The organism is Ammoniphilus resinae (assembly GCF_017873965.1).
Taxonomy (GTDB): domain Bacteria; phylum Bacillota; class Bacilli; order Aneurinibacillales; family RAOX-1; genus Ammoniphilus_A; species Ammoniphilus_A resinae.
Window position 1 is genome coordinate 88,200 of the sequence record NZ_JAGGKT010000009.1, and the last position, 17,048, is coordinate 105,247.

General features: G+C 43.0%; 24 protein-coding genes. 22 read left to right on the forward strand and 2 right to left on the reverse strand.

Annotation, left to right across the window (positions count from 1 at the left end):
- Positions 1-29: 29 nt before the first annotated feature.
- The 15 genes from J2Z37_RS14890 (at position 30) to rpsI (ending at position 9,117) form a co-directional block, all read left to right on the forward strand.
- A complete protein-coding gene (locus J2Z37_RS14890; protein ID WP_209811076.1) occupies positions 30-680 on the forward strand; it encodes an adenylate kinase in 651 nt (216 codons plus the stop codon).
- On the forward strand, positions 680-1,426 hold the full coding sequence (gene map, locus J2Z37_RS14895; protein ID WP_209811077.1) for a type I methionyl aminopeptidase: 747 nt from the start codon (positions 680-682) through the stop codon (positions 1,424-1,426). The genes J2Z37_RS14890 and map overlap by 1 nt, the downstream gene beginning before the upstream one ends.
- 15 nt (positions 1,427-1,441) lie before the next feature.
- Positions 1,442-1,753 (forward strand): KOW motif-containing protein, encoded by a 312-nt coding sequence (locus tag J2Z37_RS14900; protein ID WP_342453838.1) that lies wholly within the window; start codon positions 1,442-1,444, stop codon positions 1,751-1,753.
- A 5-nt stretch (positions 1,754-1,758) separates the two neighbouring features.
- Complete coding sequence (infA, locus tag J2Z37_RS14905; RefSeq protein ID WP_209811079.1) at positions 1,759-1,977, forward strand: translation initiation factor IF-1; 219 nt, start codon at positions 1,759-1,761, stop codon at positions 1,975-1,977.
- Positions 1,978-2,064: 87 nt separating this feature from the next.
- Positions 2,065-2,178 (forward strand): 50S ribosomal protein L36, encoded by a 114-nt coding sequence (rpmJ, locus tag J2Z37_RS14910; RefSeq protein ID WP_057900126.1) that lies wholly within the window; start codon positions 2,065-2,067, stop codon positions 2,176-2,178.
- 20 nt (positions 2,179-2,198) lie between these two features.
- Positions 2,199-2,567: a 30S ribosomal protein S13 gene (rpsM, locus tag J2Z37_RS14915; protein ID WP_209811080.1), complete on the forward strand. Its 369-nt coding sequence runs from the start codon at positions 2,199-2,201 to the stop codon at positions 2,565-2,567.
- Between the two features lie 15 nt (positions 2,568-2,582).
- Positions 2,583-2,981, forward strand: coding sequence for a 30S ribosomal protein S11 (gene rpsK, locus J2Z37_RS14920; protein WP_209811081.1), 399 nt, complete (start codon positions 2,583-2,585; stop codon positions 2,979-2,981).
- A 258-nt stretch (positions 2,982-3,239) separates the two neighbouring features.
- The gene (locus tag J2Z37_RS14925) at positions 3,240-4,184 is read left to right on the forward strand and encodes a DNA-directed RNA polymerase subunit alpha (protein WP_209811082.1); all 945 of its coding nucleotides are present in this window, start codon (positions 3,240-3,242) and stop codon (positions 4,182-4,184) included.
- 29 nt (positions 4,185-4,213) lie between these two features.
- Positions 4,214-4,576, forward strand: coding sequence for a 50S ribosomal protein L17 (rplQ, locus tag J2Z37_RS14930; protein ID WP_209811083.1), 363 nt, complete (start codon positions 4,214-4,216; stop codon positions 4,574-4,576).
- Between the two features lie 274 nt (positions 4,577-4,850).
- A complete protein-coding gene (locus J2Z37_RS14935) occupies positions 4,851-5,675 on the forward strand; it encodes an energy-coupling factor transporter ATPase (protein WP_209811084.1) in 825 nt (274 codons plus the stop codon).
- The gene (locus J2Z37_RS14940) at positions 5,660-6,532 is read left to right on the forward strand and encodes an energy-coupling factor transporter ATPase (RefSeq protein WP_209811085.1); all 873 of its coding nucleotides are present in this window, start codon (positions 5,660-5,662) and stop codon (positions 6,530-6,532) included. Before J2Z37_RS14935 ends, J2Z37_RS14940 begins: the two co-directional genes overlap by 16 nt.
- On the forward strand, positions 6,529-7,335 hold the full coding sequence (locus J2Z37_RS14945) for an energy-coupling factor transporter transmembrane component T family protein (RefSeq protein WP_209811086.1): 807 nt from the start codon (positions 6,529-6,531) through the stop codon (positions 7,333-7,335). The genes J2Z37_RS14940 and J2Z37_RS14945 overlap by 4 nt, the downstream gene beginning before the upstream one ends.
- Before the next feature lie 9 nt (positions 7,336-7,344).
- Positions 7,345-8,094, forward strand: coding sequence for a tRNA pseudouridine(38-40) synthase TruA (truA, locus tag J2Z37_RS14950; protein WP_209811087.1), 750 nt, complete (start codon positions 7,345-7,347; stop codon positions 8,092-8,094).
- A gap of 167 nt (positions 8,095-8,261) precedes the next feature.
- A complete protein-coding gene (gene rplM, locus J2Z37_RS14955; protein WP_209811088.1) occupies positions 8,262-8,699 on the forward strand; it encodes a 50S ribosomal protein L13 in 438 nt (145 codons plus the stop codon).
- Positions 8,700-8,721: 22 nt separating this feature from the next.
- Positions 8,722-9,117 carry a 30S ribosomal protein S9 gene (rpsI, locus tag J2Z37_RS14960; RefSeq protein WP_209811089.1) on the forward strand — a complete coding sequence of 132 codons (396 nt, stop codon included), beginning with the start codon at positions 8,722-8,724 and terminating at the stop codon, positions 9,115-9,117.
- Between the two features lie 199 nt (positions 9,118-9,316).
- On the opposite strand, the gene J2Z37_RS14965 is transcribed toward rpsI, so the two are convergent.
- Complete coding sequence (locus J2Z37_RS14965; protein ID WP_342453841.1) at positions 9,317-9,868, reverse strand: GbsR/MarR family transcriptional regulator; 552 nt, start codon at positions 9,866-9,868, stop codon at positions 9,317-9,319.
- Between the two features lie 250 nt (positions 9,869-10,118).
- Between J2Z37_RS14965 and proV the strand changes: the two genes are divergently transcribed.
- From proV to J2Z37_RS14995, 6 genes are all read left to right on the forward strand, one after another.
- On the forward strand, positions 10,119-11,381 hold the full coding sequence (gene proV / locus J2Z37_RS14970) for a glycine betaine/L-proline ABC transporter ATP-binding protein ProV (protein ID WP_209811091.1): 1,263 nt from the start codon (positions 10,119-10,121) through the stop codon (positions 11,379-11,381).
- A 10-nt stretch (positions 11,382-11,391) separates the two neighbouring features.
- On the forward strand, positions 11,392-12,231 hold the full coding sequence (locus tag J2Z37_RS14975; protein ID WP_425340329.1) for an ABC transporter permease: 840 nt from the start codon (positions 11,392-11,394) through the stop codon (positions 12,229-12,231).
- Complete coding sequence (locus J2Z37_RS14980) at positions 12,231-13,160, forward strand: glycine betaine ABC transporter substrate-binding protein (protein WP_209811093.1); 930 nt, start codon at positions 12,231-12,233, stop codon at positions 13,158-13,160. Before J2Z37_RS14975 ends, J2Z37_RS14980 begins: the two co-directional genes overlap by 1 nt.
- A 132-nt stretch (positions 13,161-13,292) precedes the next feature.
- Positions 13,293-13,736, forward strand: coding sequence for a DUF2521 family protein (locus tag J2Z37_RS14985; RefSeq protein ID WP_209811094.1), 444 nt, complete (start codon positions 13,293-13,295; stop codon positions 13,734-13,736).
- 71 nt (positions 13,737-13,807) lie between these two features.
- On the forward strand, positions 13,808-14,530 hold the full coding sequence (gene cwlD, locus J2Z37_RS14990) for an N-acetylmuramoyl-L-alanine amidase CwlD (RefSeq protein WP_209811095.1): 723 nt from the start codon (positions 13,808-13,810) through the stop codon (positions 14,528-14,530).
- A gap of 53 nt (positions 14,531-14,583) precedes the next feature.
- A complete protein-coding gene (locus tag J2Z37_RS14995) occupies positions 14,584-15,654 on the forward strand; it encodes an Mrp/NBP35 family ATP-binding protein (protein ID WP_209811096.1) in 1,071 nt (356 codons plus the stop codon).
- Positions 15,655-15,674: 20 nt separating this feature from the next.
- Here J2Z37_RS14995 and gerD read toward each other — a convergent pair whose 3' ends face one another.
- The gene (gene gerD / locus J2Z37_RS15000; RefSeq protein WP_209811097.1) at positions 15,675-16,313 is read right to left on the reverse strand and encodes a spore germination lipoprotein GerD; all 639 of its coding nucleotides are present in this window, start codon (positions 16,311-16,313) and stop codon (positions 15,675-15,677) included.
- A 138-nt stretch (positions 16,314-16,451) separates the two neighbouring features.
- Between gerD and J2Z37_RS15005 the strand changes: the two genes are divergently transcribed.
- Positions 16,452-17,045, forward strand: a complete 594-nt coding sequence (locus J2Z37_RS15005; protein WP_209811098.1) for a KinB-signaling pathway activation protein — start codon at positions 16,452-16,454, stop codon at positions 17,043-17,045.
- Positions 17,046-17,048 lie beyond the last annotated feature (3 nt).

The following is a 17,048-nucleotide window of genomic DNA, read 5'->3' on the forward strand; positions in this document are numbered from 1 at the left end:
TTATCTTTAAAGAAGGACGGGGATACAGAGTGAACATCTTATTGATGGGACTACCTGGTGCTGGAAAAGGTACACAAGCCGAACGGATCGTAGAGGAATTTAAAATCCCTCACATCTCTACAGGTGATATGTTTCGTGCGGCAGTGAAAGAAGAAACGGAAATGGGTAAACTGGCTAAGACTTATATGGATGCGGGGCAGCTTGTTCCGGATCATGTGGTCATTGGTATTGTTCGGGAACGCTTAGGAAAAGCTGATTGTAGTACAGGTTTTCTTTTGGATGGTTTTCCAAGAACTGTAGCGCAAGCTGAAGCATTAGACCAAACATTACAAGAGCTCGGACGAAAAATTGATCATGTCATCAATATTGATGTCAATAGAGAATCTCTTCTTGCCAGATTAACTGGACGTCGAATTTGCCGCCAGTGTGGATCGACATACCATGTCATCTTTAACCCTCCAAAAGAGGAAGGGAAATGTGACAAATGTGGTGGAGAACTCTATCAGCGAGATGATGATAATGAAAAAACGGTTGCCACTCGTTTGGATGTAAACATCGAACAATCCGTTCCATTATTGAAGTATTATGAGGACAAAGGTCTCTTAAGAAATATTAATGGAGAACAAGAGATTGGCACGGTTTTTGAAGATATAACTTCTCTATTGAGAGGTCAAGCGTAATGATCATTTGCAAGTCGAAAGCTGAGCTGGAGATAATGCGAGAGGCTGGTCGTATCGTTGCCTTAACTCATCAAGAACTGGCTAAGCATTTGAAACCGGGTGTCACAACCAAGGAACTGGATGAAACGGCTGAAAAATTCATCCGAGGTATGGGTGCAATTCCATCCTTTAAAGGCTATGGTGGATTCTCCGGAAGCATTTGTATTTCTGTGAACGAGGAATTGGTTCACGGCATCCCTGGCAAACGTGTGCTTCAAGACGGCGATATTGTTACGCTTGATATCGGAGCAGAAGTACACGGATATCATGGAGATTCTGCGTGGACTTATGCAGTGGGTTCGATAACGGACGACGCCAAACGGCTTATGGATGTTACAGAACAGTCACTGTACAAGGGGCTGGAGCAAGCTCTTCCGGGTTCTCGTTTGTCTGATATCTCCCACGCGATTCAATCTTACGTAGAAGAAGCAGGTTTCTCCATCGTAAGAGAATATGTTGGACACGGTATTGGACGTCATCTGCATGAAGACCCGCAAATTGCGAATTACGGACCACCCGGCAGAGGGCCCAAGTTAAAGCCCGGAATGGTGTTGGCAGTGGAGCCGATGGTCAATGCAGGTGAAAGATATGTGCGCACTCTACAGGATAATTGGACTGTTGTTACGGTTGACGATTCCTTGTGTGCCCATTATGAGCATACGATTGCGATTACGGAAGATGGTTATGAAATCTTGACGAAGGCCTAGCGTAGGTGATCTATGGTGAAAGATTCTGAAGTGCGACCTTCTTGGATTGGGCAGGTAGTGCAAATCACCCAAGGACGAGACAAAGACAAATATGCGATTGTAGTTAAGCAATCCGATGATAAATTTGTCTGGCTCGCTGATGGGGATAAACGCAAATTTGACCGTCCGAAAAAGAAGAATGTCCTTCACTTGAAGTTTATCGATTTTGTATCCCAGGATGTTCGCAAAAGCCTGTTGGATACAGGACGAGTGACAAACAGCAAGCTGCGATACGCTATGAATAAATTTGCAGAAGAGATGCTCGAAATACAAAGCAAAGGAGTGTAGTGCCTATGGCTAAAGATGATGTAATTGAAGTAGAAGGTACGGTTATTGAACCGCTGCCGAATGCCATGTTTCGTGTTGAACTGGAGAACGGTCATAAAGTACTAGCGCATGTTTCAGGGAAGATCCGCATGCACTTCATACGAATTCTTCCTGGAGACAAAGTCACAGTTGAGTTATCGCCCTACGATTTGACTAGAGGACGGATCACTTATCGCTTTAAATAAGATTAGAGCTAGATTCTCAAGAGTTGTAGTGGAATTGATAAGGAGTTACGCAAGGTTGCGGCAGAAGCAACAGAGGAGGTTATTAACGTGAAAGTAAGACCATCCGTAAAGCCCATTTGCGAAAAATGCAAAATCATTCGCCGCAAAGGGAAAGTAATGGTTATTTGTGAAAATCCAAAGCATAAGCAAAGACAAGGGTAATTCAAAGGAGGTGTCGCACCATGGCCCGTATCGCGGGAGTTGACTTGCCACGTGAAAAGCGTGTGGAAGTTGGTTTAACTTACATTTTTGGTATCGGACGTAATACTGCAAGAAAGATTTTGGAGACCACTGGAATTAGCGAACAAACTCGTGTGCGCGATCTTACTGAAGATGAAATTGGTAAGCTTCGTGAATATATCGATAAAAACTTGAAGGTTGAAGGGGATCTTCGTCGTGAAATCTCTCTAAACATCAAGCGTTTGATCGAGATTGGTTCTTTCCGTGGCGTTCGTCATCGTCGTGGCTTGCCAGTTCGTGGACAACGTACAAAGACGAATGCAAGAACTCGCAAAGGTCCTCGTCGTACCATCGCGAATAAGAAGAAGTAAGGGAGGTCGTAAAACTTGGCTAAAAGAAAGACTGCTGTTACTCGTACCAAACGTCGTGACAGAAAAAATATTGAGTCCGGTGTAGCGCATATTCGCTCTACTTTCAATAACACTATCGTTACCATCACTGACCCTCATGGGAACACTATCTCTTGGGCTAGTGCAGGTGGACTAGGTTTCAAAGGATCTCGTAAGAGCACTCCGTTTGCTGCACAAATGGCTGCTGAACAAGCTGCTAAAACAGCAATGGAACACGGTATGAAGGCTGTTGAGGTTACTGTAAAGGGACCAGGATCTGGTCGCGAAGCTGCTATCCGTTCTTTACAAGCCGCTGGATTGGAAGTCAACATGATTAAAGACGTGACTCCTATTCCTCATAACGGTTGCCGTCCGCCAAAACGTCGTCGTGTCTAATCTCGCGGTTTTTCGCAAGTTTGTAGTTTAAAGATAGTATTACCTGTCAATAATGGTTTCAAGGAGTGCATTTTTGTGCGCACAAAAATCATATGAACGGGTAATCAAGCTTGGGTTGCGATACTTGGTAACCGCTGAAGGGGAATTCCGGTTGTGGGGATTTGTCTGGATCACTTGCCTACAAAGGTTCTGGTGAGCCTTTGAAGGTCCCTTAAATTTCGCTACCGGAATTTTCGACGTTTGAAGGAGGGTTTGTATATGATCGAAATCGAAAAGCCTAAAATAGAAATAGTAGAAGTAAATTCAGATGCAACCTATGGAAAGTTCGTAGTTGAACCGCTTGAACGTGGTTATGGAACAACATTAGGGAACTCCTTACGTCGCATATTGCTTTCATCTTTGCCTGGTGCAGCTGTCACCAGTGTTCAAATTGATGGCGTTTTGCATGAATTTTCTACCATTGAAGGTGTTGTCGAAGACACCACGCAGATCATTCTGAATCTGAAGAAGCTCTCCATCAAGATTCATTCTGATGAGGTGAAGTATCTTGAGATTGATGCTGAAGGCGGCGGAATGGTTACAGCTGGTGATATCCGTGCGGATAGCGATGTGGAAATTCTTAACCCGGATCTTTACATTGCCACATTAGAGGACGATGCCCGCCTGCATATTCGTTTGAAAGCCGATCGTGGCCGTGGATATGTTGCTGCGGATCAAAACAAGGATCTTGATCAACCAATTGGTGTCATTCCTATCGACTCTATCTATACGCCGATCTCACGCGTCAACTACCAGGTGGAGAATACTCGTGTTGGTCAAGTGACGAACTACGATAAGCTAACGCTGGAAGTCTGGACAGACGGAAGCATTCGACCTGAAGAAGCGGTTAGCCTTGGCGCAAAAATCATGACTGAACACCTAAACCTGTTTGTCGGTTTAACAGATGAAGCTAAGGAAGCCGAAATCATGGTTGAAAAAGAAGAGGATAAGAAGGAAAAAGTTCTAGAAATGACTATTGAAGAACTAGACCTTTCTGTTCGTTCTTATAATTGCTTGAAGCGTGCTGGGATAAATACAGTTCAAGAACTAACATTGAAATCTGAAGAAGACATGATGAAGGTGCGCAATCTTGGACGCAAATCCTTAGAGGAAGTTCAAGAAAAGCTTGCCGAGCTTGGTCTTTCTTTACGAAATGATGATTAATAACGTTGTGTTAAGGGGAGGGAATCTAAATGGCATATTCTAAAGTAGGCCGCAGATCTTCCGCTCGTAAAGCATTGTTCCGTGATTTAGTGACGGATTTGTTTATAAATGAGCGTATTGAAACGACTGAAACAAAGGCAAAAGAATTGAGAAGCATTGCTGAGAAGCTAATCACTTTAGCTAAGCGTGGGGATTTGCACGCTCGTCGTCAAGTTTCTGCTTTTGTTCGTAACGAAGTAGCGGATGTTGAAAGCGGACAGGATGCAATCCAAAAATTGTTTGCAGATATTGCTCCACGTTATGCTGAGCGTAATGGAGGATATACTCGTATTCTTAAGCTTGGGCCTCGCCGTGGAGACGGTGCACCTATGGTATATTTGGAGCTTGTATAATGTCTGGAGAAAAGGGTGGGGCAGAATCTTGGTTTTTCCTAGATTCTGATTCTGTACCCTTTTTTTTTTGCATTTAAGCGGAGTTTATCCGACTAATTGGTCTGAAACGTAAATTCTGCTTGAAATAGGCGGAGTTTTTCCGGTTAATTTGGTAAAAGGGCCTTTTTTGCTGCCAATTGTCTCTAATAACCGGAATTTCTCCGTCTATTTGCCGGATTTAAGTCCGGTCTTAACAAATAAGCGGAAATGCTCCGTTTAATCGAAGGAAGAAACCATGGATCCCTTAATTATCTTCAATAATGTTAGTTTTGCCTATCCTGAGAAAGACATGGTTCTTAAAAACATCGACTTGACAATCCACTCTGGAGAATTCTTAACAATCATTGGCCACAACGGTTCAGGAAAATCCACTTTGGCGAAAATGATGAATGGTTTATTGCTGCCTTCCGAAGGAGAGGTTCAGGTGAGCGGCCTGGATACGAAAAACTCTTCAGAGATCTGGAAGATTCGTCAGACAGTAGGCATTGTCTTTCAAAACCCCGATAACCAGTTTGTCGCGCCAACGGTCTATGACGATGTGGCATTTGGCCTGGAAAATATGGGTCTGCCGCGAGAGGAAATGATCCAACGGATTGATTTGGCCCTGCAGCAGGTATCGATGACATCCTTTAAGGATTATGAGCCTCATCGCTTATCCGGCGGGCAGAAGCAGCGTGTGGCGATTGCAGGCATCCTGGCCATGCGTCCCAAGGTGATCGTATTTGATGAGAGCACTTCAATGCTCGATCCAATGGGCCGTAAAGAATTATTGGCGACGACGAAAGCTTTGCATGACGAGGGTTTTACCATCGTGGGTATTACACATGATTTGGAAGAATCGCTGCAGGCTGACCGGGTCATTGTCATGGATCATGGGGAAATTGCTTTACAAGGTTCTCCACAAGAGGTCTTTCAACATATAGACAAGCTTAAAAATAGAAAACTTGATGTTCCTTTTTCCGTTGAGATGGCCCATCGCTTGCGTGAGAAAGGGGTTCCGGTCCCTGAAGGGATCTGGCAAAGAGAAGAACTGGTGGAATGCCTATGGAAATTACTGTGAATGGTCTGAAACATACATATGCACAGGGGACCCCTTTTGAACGGCATGCCCTTGGTCCAATTGATTTGCAACTTCCTTCCGGAAGCTTTACCGCGATTATCGGCCAGACTGGTTCGGGAAAATCAACGTTGATTCAGCACTTCAATGGATTGTTGAAACCCACTTCAGGCGAAATCATAGTGGGTAATGTGAAAATTACCCCCAAAGGAAAAGCGCCCCTGAGGGACCTCCGTAGAAAAGTTGGGCTGTTGTTTCAGTACCCTGAATATCAGTTGTTCGAGGAAACTGTTGAAAAAGATATTGCCTTTGGTCCTACGAATTTTGATTTCCCCCCAGAGCTTGTTCACACCCGTGTAAAGGAAGCGATGGCCTTCGTCGGACTCGACTATGATGCCTTCAAAGATCAATCCCCACTAGCTCTAAGTGGTGGACAGATGCGCAGAGTGGCGATGGCTGGAGTGTTGGCCCTGAAGCCTGAGATGGTCGTGTTGGATGAGCCGACAGCTGGCCTTGATCCACAGGGGAAACGCGAAATTCTGCAGAGGTTATACAAGCTCCATAAAGCAGAAAAATGGACGACCATTCTCGTGACACATAATATGGAGGATGCAGCCCGTTATGCCGATCGGATTATAGTCATGAAGGACGGGGGCATCGTGCTTGATGGAACACCAACAGAAGTGTTTTCCAAAGATGTCGAGCTACAGGAGATGGGGTTGGATTTACCGGAGATCACCCAGTTTATTATGGAACTGAATAAAAATTTGGAGTCTCCTCTTCCAACTAACATTTTTCAGATCGAGGAATTGGAAAAGGAATTGCGGAAGAGAGCCATGAGCAAAGGGGGGAAAAGATGAATTTTTTATCCCGCATCCCCATTGGTCAGTTTATACCAGGTGACTCCTTTGTGCACCGACTTGACCCGCGTTCTAAGTTATTATTCACGCTTTTGTTTGTTGTCCTGATTTTTTTTGCGGATGAACCGAGGACTTATATTTTTCTAATCTGCTTTACCCTGTTGTCCCTCTTTGCATCAAGAATATCGCTTTCATATCTTTTTCGTTCCCTGAAACCTATTATTTGGCTGATCTTATTGACAGTACTCGTTCATATTTTCATGACGAAGGGTGGAAGCCTTGTTTGGGAATGGAAATGGTTTAGCGTATACGAGGAAGGACTTAGACAGGCGATTTTAATCTCTGTCCGTCTGATCGTTTTAATTATCATGGCTTCTTTGCTTACCTTGACAACTTCACCGCTTGATCTGACAGATGGGATTGAACGACTTTTACAGCCGCTTGCAAGGTTTAATTTTCCAGCCCATGATTTGGCGATGATGATGTCGATCTCCCTACGTTTTATTCCCACCTTGCTTGAGGAGATGGATAAGATTATGAAAGCGCAGATGTCGCGAGGAGCCTATTTCGATAGTGGGGGTTTGGTTAAGCGGACACAGGCGCTCGTTCCTCTGCTAATTCCGCTGTTTGTCAGTGCCTTTCGACGAGCGGAGGAGCTAGCTCTAGCTATGGAAGCTAGGGGATACCGTGGAGCGATCGGACGGACCAAATTGAGGGAACTGGCTTGGTCGAGGACAGATGGCGTATTTCTTGTACTTGTTATTTTAATGGTGGTGCTTTTCTTTTTAATCCGGCAATGGTGAGGGATTGTGATGGTAAAGACGTATCGTAAAATTAAATGTAAGGTCAGCTATGACGGAACAGACTATGCCGGTTACCAGGTTCAGAGCAATGCTTTGACCGTTCAGCAGCTGATTGAAGAGGCGATTGAGCAGATAGCAAAGGAACGGACGACGATCTATGCTTCGGGGCGGACAGATGCCGGAGTGCACGCGCGAGGACAAGTGTTTCACTTTCGTACCGCTTGTTCTATTCCTGTTCATAAATGGCCCTATGCCTTTGTCACAAAACTCCCCAATGATATTGTCGTATGGGAAGCTGAGGAGGTTCCCGACGATTTTCATGCTCGGTTTGATGTAAAGGAGAAGATCTATCGGTATTCTCTTATGAATCGTCCTTTTCCCGATGTTTTTCACCGTAAGTATGCCTGGCATGTACCTTACGATTTAAACCTCGAGGCTATGCGCTCTGCGGCAAACTATCTGATTGGGGAACATGATTTCACCTCTTTTTGTTCGATTAAAACAGATGTTGAAGACAAGGTTCGGGAAATCTATGATATTTCCTTAGAAGAACACGACGAGGGAAGGGTATGGCTGACTTTTCGAGGCAATGGGTTCTTGTATAATATGGTTCGGATCATGACAGGAACGCTAGTAAAAGTTGGTACAGGGGAGTGGGAACCGGATCGTGTCCGGGACATCCTGGAGGCTTGCGACCGCACCGCTGCTGGTCCGACGGCACCAGCGCAAGGATTGACACTCTGGGAAGTTAAATATTAAAAAACGCCGGGAGCCGTTGTTTTTTTCTTGACTCTGATTCGTAATTGAAGTAAGATATTCTTTGGTTATTCATAAATTCCGTTTCCCACGTTCCCCGGGATTTAGAATAGATGTTCAGACGATATTTTTTAAAACAATGATTTACTGAAAGACTAGGAGGGAAATCGATGCGTACCACATATATGGCTAAGCCTAATGAAGTAGAACGCAAATGGTATGTTGTTGATGCGGAAGGCCAGACACTTGGTCGTCTTGCAAGTCAAGTAGCGTCAATTATTCGTGGTAAGAACAAGCCTGAATTTACACCACATGTTGATACTGGTGATTTCGTCATCATCATCAATGCAGAGAAGATTAGATTAACTGGTAAAAAGATGAGCGATAAGAAGTATTACTTCCATAGCTTACATCCGGGCGGATTGAAAACATTCACTGCAGCTGAAATGATTGCTAAGAAACCTGAAAGAATGTTGGAATTGGCTGTTAAGGGGATGCTTCCTAAGAATCGTCTTGGTCGTCAACTTGCTACTAAGCTTAAGGTATATGCAGGAGCTCAGCATCCACATGAAGCTCAAAAACCAGAAGTACTGGAAATTCGCGGTTAAGTATTAAAGGAGGTTTCATTTCGTGGCACAAGTACAATATTATGGAACTGGACGTCGCAAGCACTCTGTAGCACGTGTGCGCCTTGTACCTGGTGACGGACGCGTTGTCATTAACAAGCGTGAGATGGATGACTACTTCGGTGGTTTAGAAGTATTAAAATTAATTGTTAAGCAACCACTTGTATTAACTGAAACTGTTGGCAAGTATGATGTGCTTGTTAACGTTCGTGGTGGTGGAACAACTGGACAAGCTGGAGCAATTCGCCACGGGATCTCTCGTGCATTATTGCAAGCTGATCCTGAGAGTCGTGGTTCTCTTAAGAGAGCTGGCTTCTTAACTCGCGACCCTCGTATGAAAGAGCGTAAGAAATACGGTCTTAAAGCAGCTCGTCGCGCACCTCAGTTCTCCAAGCGTTAATTATCAACGACACAAGACTCTCAACCTTTATGGGTTGGGGGTCTTTTTTATGGCTAAGAACTGCATTTGATTACAGGTATATCAAGAATGGGTAGAGCCATATAATTTTTTCGTAATTTAATTTTTATTACAAGATTCTTTTGTTAACGACAAAACAAGCCTTATCTTAACAGATGTAAGGCCTGTTTAGTTATTCGTCCTAATCCTTTTTCTTTTCAATGGGTACAAAGTTTAGAATTTCCTTTGTCTCGAAGCTGTCGATGAGTCTGTTTTGCCAATCGTAATAATCAAGCCTTTCTTCTAGTTTTTTAATATCTATGAAGGCTTGCTCACGAATTTCCTCGGAGGTCTCCGGCTCAGCAATAAGCTTCTGTAACTTAGCGATGGACTTTTCCATCGCACTGCTATTCATTGCGATGGCTGTCTGCCATTTAATGGTGAAGTAGTCAAAAAAGCACTCATACCAATCATCTTTAATTGCGTATAAATCCTTCCTTTCACCCTTCACCCAAACCTTCTCCACCATATTTAAATCAAGTAAACTGCGAACCGCAACACTCATACTTGTTTTACTCATCCCAAGCGCTTCTTTCATTTCATCCAGTGTAAGTGGTTTATCTGAAAAAAAGAGGAGACCGTATAACCGTCCAGCCGAGGCGGTGATTCCATAAAGATGCATATTTTGAGCAATGGCATCTATAACTATAGTCCTGGTTCTTTCTAATATTTCATGGTCTTTCAAATCTGTCACATCCTATATAAGTTTTCACCACTATTCAAATTCTAGCCTACATATTCATGAAAGAAACGTAAAGGTTCCTTTCATTATGGAATCAGGAGGATATTAGAGGATTTATAAGTAAATTTGTCAATTGGTTTGTACAGTTATTTCTGTACGTAAAATACAAACGATAATGACGGTATATACCCTTTGAACTAGAACAATTTAACAGGATATAATGGATTAAGGTCATAAGCGCCAAATTAAACGGGGTGAAAGAATGGAAGAAAACCATATAAAGATAAAGGTTAGTGATGTAACCAAGATTTTTGGGAAATCATCAAAGAAGGCCTTACAGTTACTTAATGAAGGAAAATCAAAGGAACAGATCTTAAAGGAAACGGGCTCAACAGTTGGAGTTAATCGAGCATCATTTGAAGTAAGGCCAGGCGAAATATTCGTCATTATGGGTTTATCTGGAAGTGGTAAGTCCACTTTAGTCCGATTGCTTAATCGCCTAATTGAACCGACGATCGGGCAAGTTTTTATTGATGGTAAAGATGTAGTAAAGATGAGTAAGGAAGAATTAAGGGAAGTTAGAAGAAAGAAAATTAGTATGGTTTTTCAAAAGTTTGCCTTGTTTCCTCATAGAACTGTGCTTGAGAATACAGAGTATGGTTTAGAAATTCAAGGTGTTGAAAAGTCCAATCGAAGTAAAAAGGCATTAGAAGCTTTAGAATTAGTCGGACTTAAGGGATATGAAAATCAATACCCTAGTCAACTAAGTGGTGGAATGCAGCAACGTGTAGGACTGGCGAGAGCACTGGCAAATGATCCTGACATACTTTTAATGGACGAAGCTTTTAGCGCATTGGATCCGTTGATTCGAAAAGATATGCAGGATGAGTTGCTAGAATTACAATCCACTATGGAAAAAACGATCGTTTTTATTACCCATGATTTAGATGAGGCCCTTCGTATTGGTGACAGAATTGCCCTGATGAAGGATGGTAACATCGTACAAATAGGAACACCTGAAGAAATATTAATGCATCCTTCCAATGAATATGTTGAGAGATTCGTAGAGGACGTAGATCTTTCCAAGGTGCTCACTGCCGGTCATGTTATGAGGCGTGCCGAGACCGTTCAAATTGATAAAGGTCCGCGTGTCGCACTAAAATTAATGAAGGACCTAGGAATTTCATCGATCTATGTTGTGGATAAACAACAGATTCTTCTCGGCGCCATTACCGCTAAAGATGCTTTAGAAGCAGCAGAAAAGAATCAGTCGTTAAAGGACTTTCTAGACAAGGATATTAATGTGGTTGGAACCGAAACATTATTAATCGATTTGTTCGATATCGTATCGTCGTCGACCATTCCTGTTGCGGTTACAGATGAAAAGAACCGTTTAAAAGGAATTCTCATTAAAGGTGCTGTTCTCGGTGCTCTTACGGGTAATGAACAATATATAAACGAGGTTTCTGTATCTGTAAATGAGGTTGCTGCACCAGAAGTGGCACCAGCTAAGGAGGTGATGTGATATGGAGGGCATGTTACCGAAACTTCCTATAGCAAAATGGATCGATGTTTTAGTTGATTGGATGACTGCTACCTTTGGTGGATTGTTCGATGGCATATCCGATGGGGTTGGACTTTTTGTTGAAGGAATTGTTTCAGGTTTAGGCTTCATACCTTCTATTCTGTTAATTATTCTGATCAGTTTATTGGCTTGGAAGGTTTGTAATTGGAGAATTGCTATATTTTCATTACTTGGTCTTTTACTCATTGATAATTTAGGTTATTGGGAACACATGCTAGAAACGCTGGCTCTTGTATTGACCGCCGTATTGATTTCCATCTTGATTGGAATTCCAGTTGGAATTTGGGCATCACAAAGTGAAAGAGTAAGGCAGGTAGTGATACCTATACTTGATTTTATGCAAACCATGCCGGCTTTCGTTTACTTACTTCCCGCCATCTTTTTCTTTAGTATAGGGGTGGTACCAGGGGTTGTTGCATCCGTCATATTTGCAATGCCACCAACCATTCGTTTAACCATACTTGGGATTAAGCAGGTGCCGGCAGATTTAATTGAAGCGACAGAAGCCTTTGGCTCCACAACCAAGCAAAGGCTACTAAAGGTGCAACTGCCGTTAGCCATGCCAACGATCATGGCAGGGATTAATCAAAGTATCATGCTAGCTTTATCCATGGTGGTCATAGCATCCATGGTTGGGGCTCCTGGACTCGGTACAGAGGTTTATCGTGCCGTTACGCAAATCAAAACAGGTGTTGGGTTTGAAGCTGGTTTAGCAATCGTCGTCATCGCGATTTTACTAGACCGCATCACACAAAATATTGGTAAGAAGAAACAAGGGGGAACAATGTAATGTTAAAAAAATTAGTAGGGATCACATCAGCAATAGCATTAACGCTAGGTTTGGCGGCGTGTGGAGGATCCGAAAAAGGTGGATCAACTGATTCAGCTGGATCAACCTCTGCAGAATCAGAAGCTACAACTGCATCTGTAGGTGAACAAGTTGATTACAAAATTATAGGAATTGATCCAGGTGCTGGGTTAATGAAAATAACGATCGATAAAGTATTGCCAGAATACGGATTAGATAAGTGGAAAGTCGTAGAGGGTTCCGGTGCTGCTATGACCGCAGCGCTGAAAAAAGCCTATGACAAAAAAGAGCCCATCATTGTCACAGGATGGAGTCCGCACTGGAAGTTTGCAAAATTTGACTTAAAATACTTAGAAGATCCAAAAGGTGTCTATGGTGGTGCAGAGGATGTTAACACCATTGTTCGTCAAGGATTAAAAGAAGAAAAACCTGATGCTTATAAGCTTCTTGATCAATTTAAATGGGAGCCAAAAGATATAGAAGCAGTCATGAATTTAATTCAAGAAGGCAGCGAACCAGCTGATGCAGCAACAAAATGGGTAAGCGAAAATCAAGAATTAGTTAGCACTTGGACTGAAGGGGTTAACAAGGTTGACGGCGAAGAGCTTAAGATTCTTTATGTAGCATGGGATGATGTCATTGCTAGCTCAAATGTCATAGCAAATGTACTTGAAAGTGTAGGATATAAAGTGAAGTTAATTCAGGTTGACGCAGGTCCAATGTGGGCTGGTGTAGCAGACGGAAGTGGTGATGCCATAGTAGGTGCATGGTTGCCAACCACTCACGCTGACTACTACGCTGAATACGAAGGGAAGTTTGAAGATCTAGGACCAAACCTCCAAGGTACAAAGCTCGGATTAGTCGTTCCAAAATACATGGATATTAACTCCATTGAAGATCTAAAAGAATAATTAGATATCTACTGAAAGATAGCTGGAAACATCCAGCTATCTTTTCTTTTTATAGGAACTTAATTTCTAAATGTATGAATTCCATCTGAAGATGACACAATGGGAAGAAAAGCATGACTAGGTGATAACAACATGGATAACAATGTCATTTCATTGGAACAAAAAGCAGCAGACCGCAACAGCATATTAAAAAAGAAGGCTATGCATGGGATCAACAATAAGGAACTAAACGATTACTACAATAAAGTAGTAAAAGACAGTATCCATCACCTTTCTTTTTTACAGAAATTCGTTGCCGAAGAATACTTGGGAGACACGGTGATTGATTCCTTTGCGATGGGAATAGAAGCAAGCAAGTTAAGGCTTGATGGTAAATCCATCGAGGGAATCGAGGAAGTATTCGCCACCGACCTACACAGTAAATTAGCTGAACTTGGAGGAAAGCATCAATTGTATCAGTACCTTCGCGAAGGAGATATTTACTCCATCACGATCATCGCGGAAGATCTTAGCAACCAGTGGTTCCGTAAGGGAGTTATCTATGGAGAAAAACAGCGGAAACTTCGCTTGATGTAACACCTTCATGTCATATCCCGACCCTTTGTCCCATAGTATGGTAAGGACAAACTTGGACGGGTGGTGTCGAGATGGCCAAAAAACGAACAGCGATGCTTTGGCTCGCTGCATTCCTTTTGTTAGTTTCAATCTTTACTTATGAGTTCCCCAAGAATGAAACCTGGACAGCCTGGTCTTTGCCGATTTCTGGAGCCATTATTGCGGTAGATCCGGGGCATGGTGGGTTTGATGGCGGTGCCGTTAGCAAGAGTGGGATCATTGAAAAGGATGTTGCCCTCACGATCTCCCTCTACTTAAGGGAATTCCTTCAACAAGCAGGGGCACTAGTCATTATGACAAGAGAAACCGACGAGGATTTAGCAACGGGGAAATTACGACAAATGAAACGAGAGGATATCCATAGAAGAGTTAAATTAATCAATGAAAGCGGAGCAGATCTCACGGTCAGCATCCACTTGAATGCGATCCCTTCGCCTCGTTGGTATGGTGCACAAACCTTTTATAATCCACTGCTGAAAGAGAACGCTTTGCTTGCTTTCCTCATTCAGGATGAAATTAAAACAAATCTTAAAAATACGGATCGCCATGCCAAGAAAAAGAAGGATATGTACATCTTAAATAATGTCAGCATGCCTTCGGCCTTAGTGGAAGTTGGCTTCCTGTCTAACCCAGGTGAAGCAGCGAAATTGTCTGATAAAGAATATCAAAAGAGTATGGCTAATGCGATCTATCAGGGAATTCTTCGATATTATTCAGGTGAAACTGTACCCGATTCAAAGTTTATTATCGACTAGTTATGTTATAATAAATTTTGGGACAAATTTCATTAGGGGAAGAGGGAAAAACCATGATTACGAACGAGCAAATTTTAGAGGCTTTGCGTGGGGTGGAGGATCCAGAGCTTCATAAAAGTGTTGTCGAGCTTAATATGGTTCGCAATATTCAAATAGACGGAACAAAGGTCAGCCTAGATGTGATTTTAACCATTCAAGGATGTCCGTTAAAAGTAAAGATTCAAGAAGACGTGGAAAATGCAATTAAAGCGCTCGGAGCAACAGAAGTCCATGTCCGTTTCGGTTCGATGACAGACGAAGAGCGCGCTGCCCTTACAGCAAAATTAAGAGGCGGTCAGCCTGCAGCAGCAGGAGCATTATCACCTCTTTTATCTAAGGAATCCGGGGTTACCTTTATTGCGGTTACCAGCGGAAAAGGCGGCGTAGGGAAATCAACCGTAACAGTCAATCTGGCTACAGCATTGGCTCGTTTAGGCAAACGTGTAGGGATTATCGATGCAGATATCTACGGATTCAGTGTCCCTGATATGATGGGAATCGATCAACGTCCAACCGTGATTGACAACGTTGTCCTACCTGTACAGCGTTACGGGGTAAAGGTGATTTCTATGGGCTTTTTCGTAGAAGATAATTCACCTGTCATATGGCGTGGTCCAATGCTAGGGAAGATGCTTCGTAACTTCTTTTCAGAAATCCATTGGGGGGAATTGGACTACCTGCTTTTAGACCTTCCTCCAGGAACAGGGGACGTGGCACTTGATGTCCACCAAATGATCCCGCAGAGTAAGGAAATTGTTGTTACCACACCGCATGCTACAGCAGCTTTTGTTGCAGCTAGAGCAGGTTCTATGGCGATTAAAACAGGGCATGAAATCCTTGGTGTTGTAGAAAACATGTCCTACTTTGAATGCGATGATTGCGGCCATAAACAATCGATCTTTGGCAAGGGTGGCGGTGAAAAGCTTGCGCAAGAACTAAACACAGAAATTTTAGCGCAAATTCCACTAGGACAACCAGATTATGATCTGAACGATCCGAATTCCGCTCCATCCGTATATGAACAGGATTCGAAAATTGGTTCCATCTATATGGACTTAGCACAGAACATCATAAAAAAAAGCTAGGCGAATGCCTAGCTTTTTTATCATTGCGCTGCCCCGCCACCGCCGCCGGCACCACCACTCCCTCCAGCACCACCGGATTGATTACTGCCCTTTCCTTTTTCCTTCTTCTCAGGTTTCATCATTTCTTTCTGCGCTTCCATCATGAGGTCAATTAGTTCCATGCGAAACATTGGGCTTTGTATCGCATCTTTCATTACCGACATGGTTTGCTGTTTATAAGAAGGAGTGTTCATGGCGTGCAGCAGGTTCTCCTGCGCCTTTGGATCTTTCAGCGTTTTAATAAACAGCTGTTGATATTCCGGATCTTTCATCATTTCCTTTAATAATTTCTTATGTTCATCCTGGATTGCTTTGGCAAAGGCTGCTGCCACTTTCGGATCCTTCATCATTTCCTTAAATCCTTCTTGATTTTTCGGGTCTGTTAATGCTTTTTCAACAGAGGACTGAATTTTGACGCCATCCAGTGACATCGATTCCTTTTTTACGGTTTCTTTAACTGCTTTCTTCCCCTCGTCAGTTTTCAAAATGTCAATAACCATCGATTTAACTTCTTTGTAATCTGGTGAGGCCTTTCCCTGCTGCTGTCCGCCTCCACCGCCGCAGGCAGTTACGAGGAAGAACAGGCATAAAGAAAATACAACCTTCATTGTGTTGGACATTCGCTTATCCCCCCAGGGCTTTTTTCTTAGGGTGGGCTAGGAACGGGCAAATATCCAAGGGGGTATGTGGATGGACTGGAATTTTGTGAGGATCACTGGTACAATCATATCGTTATACGCAAGAAGGAGGACGACGCCTTGAATTTGAAGAGATGGCTTTATCTTTTTTTCAGTACTTTAATGGTTGGGGCGGTTACATCCCTAATTTTGGGACTTCTACTTGAACGGAATTTATGGGGAATGGGAACATTAAATATAATGGTAGGATTAATTGGTCATCTCGGTGCAGGCATGTTGTTTAGCTTAATCTCACAGATGGGCTTTTTCGCCTATTTAGCCATTCATAATTTTGGCCTAGGGTTGTTTCGAAGCTTATGGTCACCCGTACAAGTGGTATTAATCGCTTTCACCTTCTTTGATCTGGTCTATTTTCGTTATCAATTGTTTGGAGATGAGGCGAGCCTCTTTTCCTTCATCTGGCTTCCTTTGGGAATTTTGGTATATTCCTTGATCATTGCCTTTTTTAAGGTGAAGCAAACCAATAGCCGGGCAGCTGTTCCCACCGTTTTTCTAATTTTTGTGGTGACGGTAGTGGAGTGGATTCCCGCACTTCGTGAGAATAATCTTCTCTCGATGTATTATATGCTCATCCCATTGCTTCTTTGTAATTCATGGCAAGTCATGCAGTTACATCGTTTAACACAGAAAAAAGCCCCCGGAAAGGGAGCTTGACCA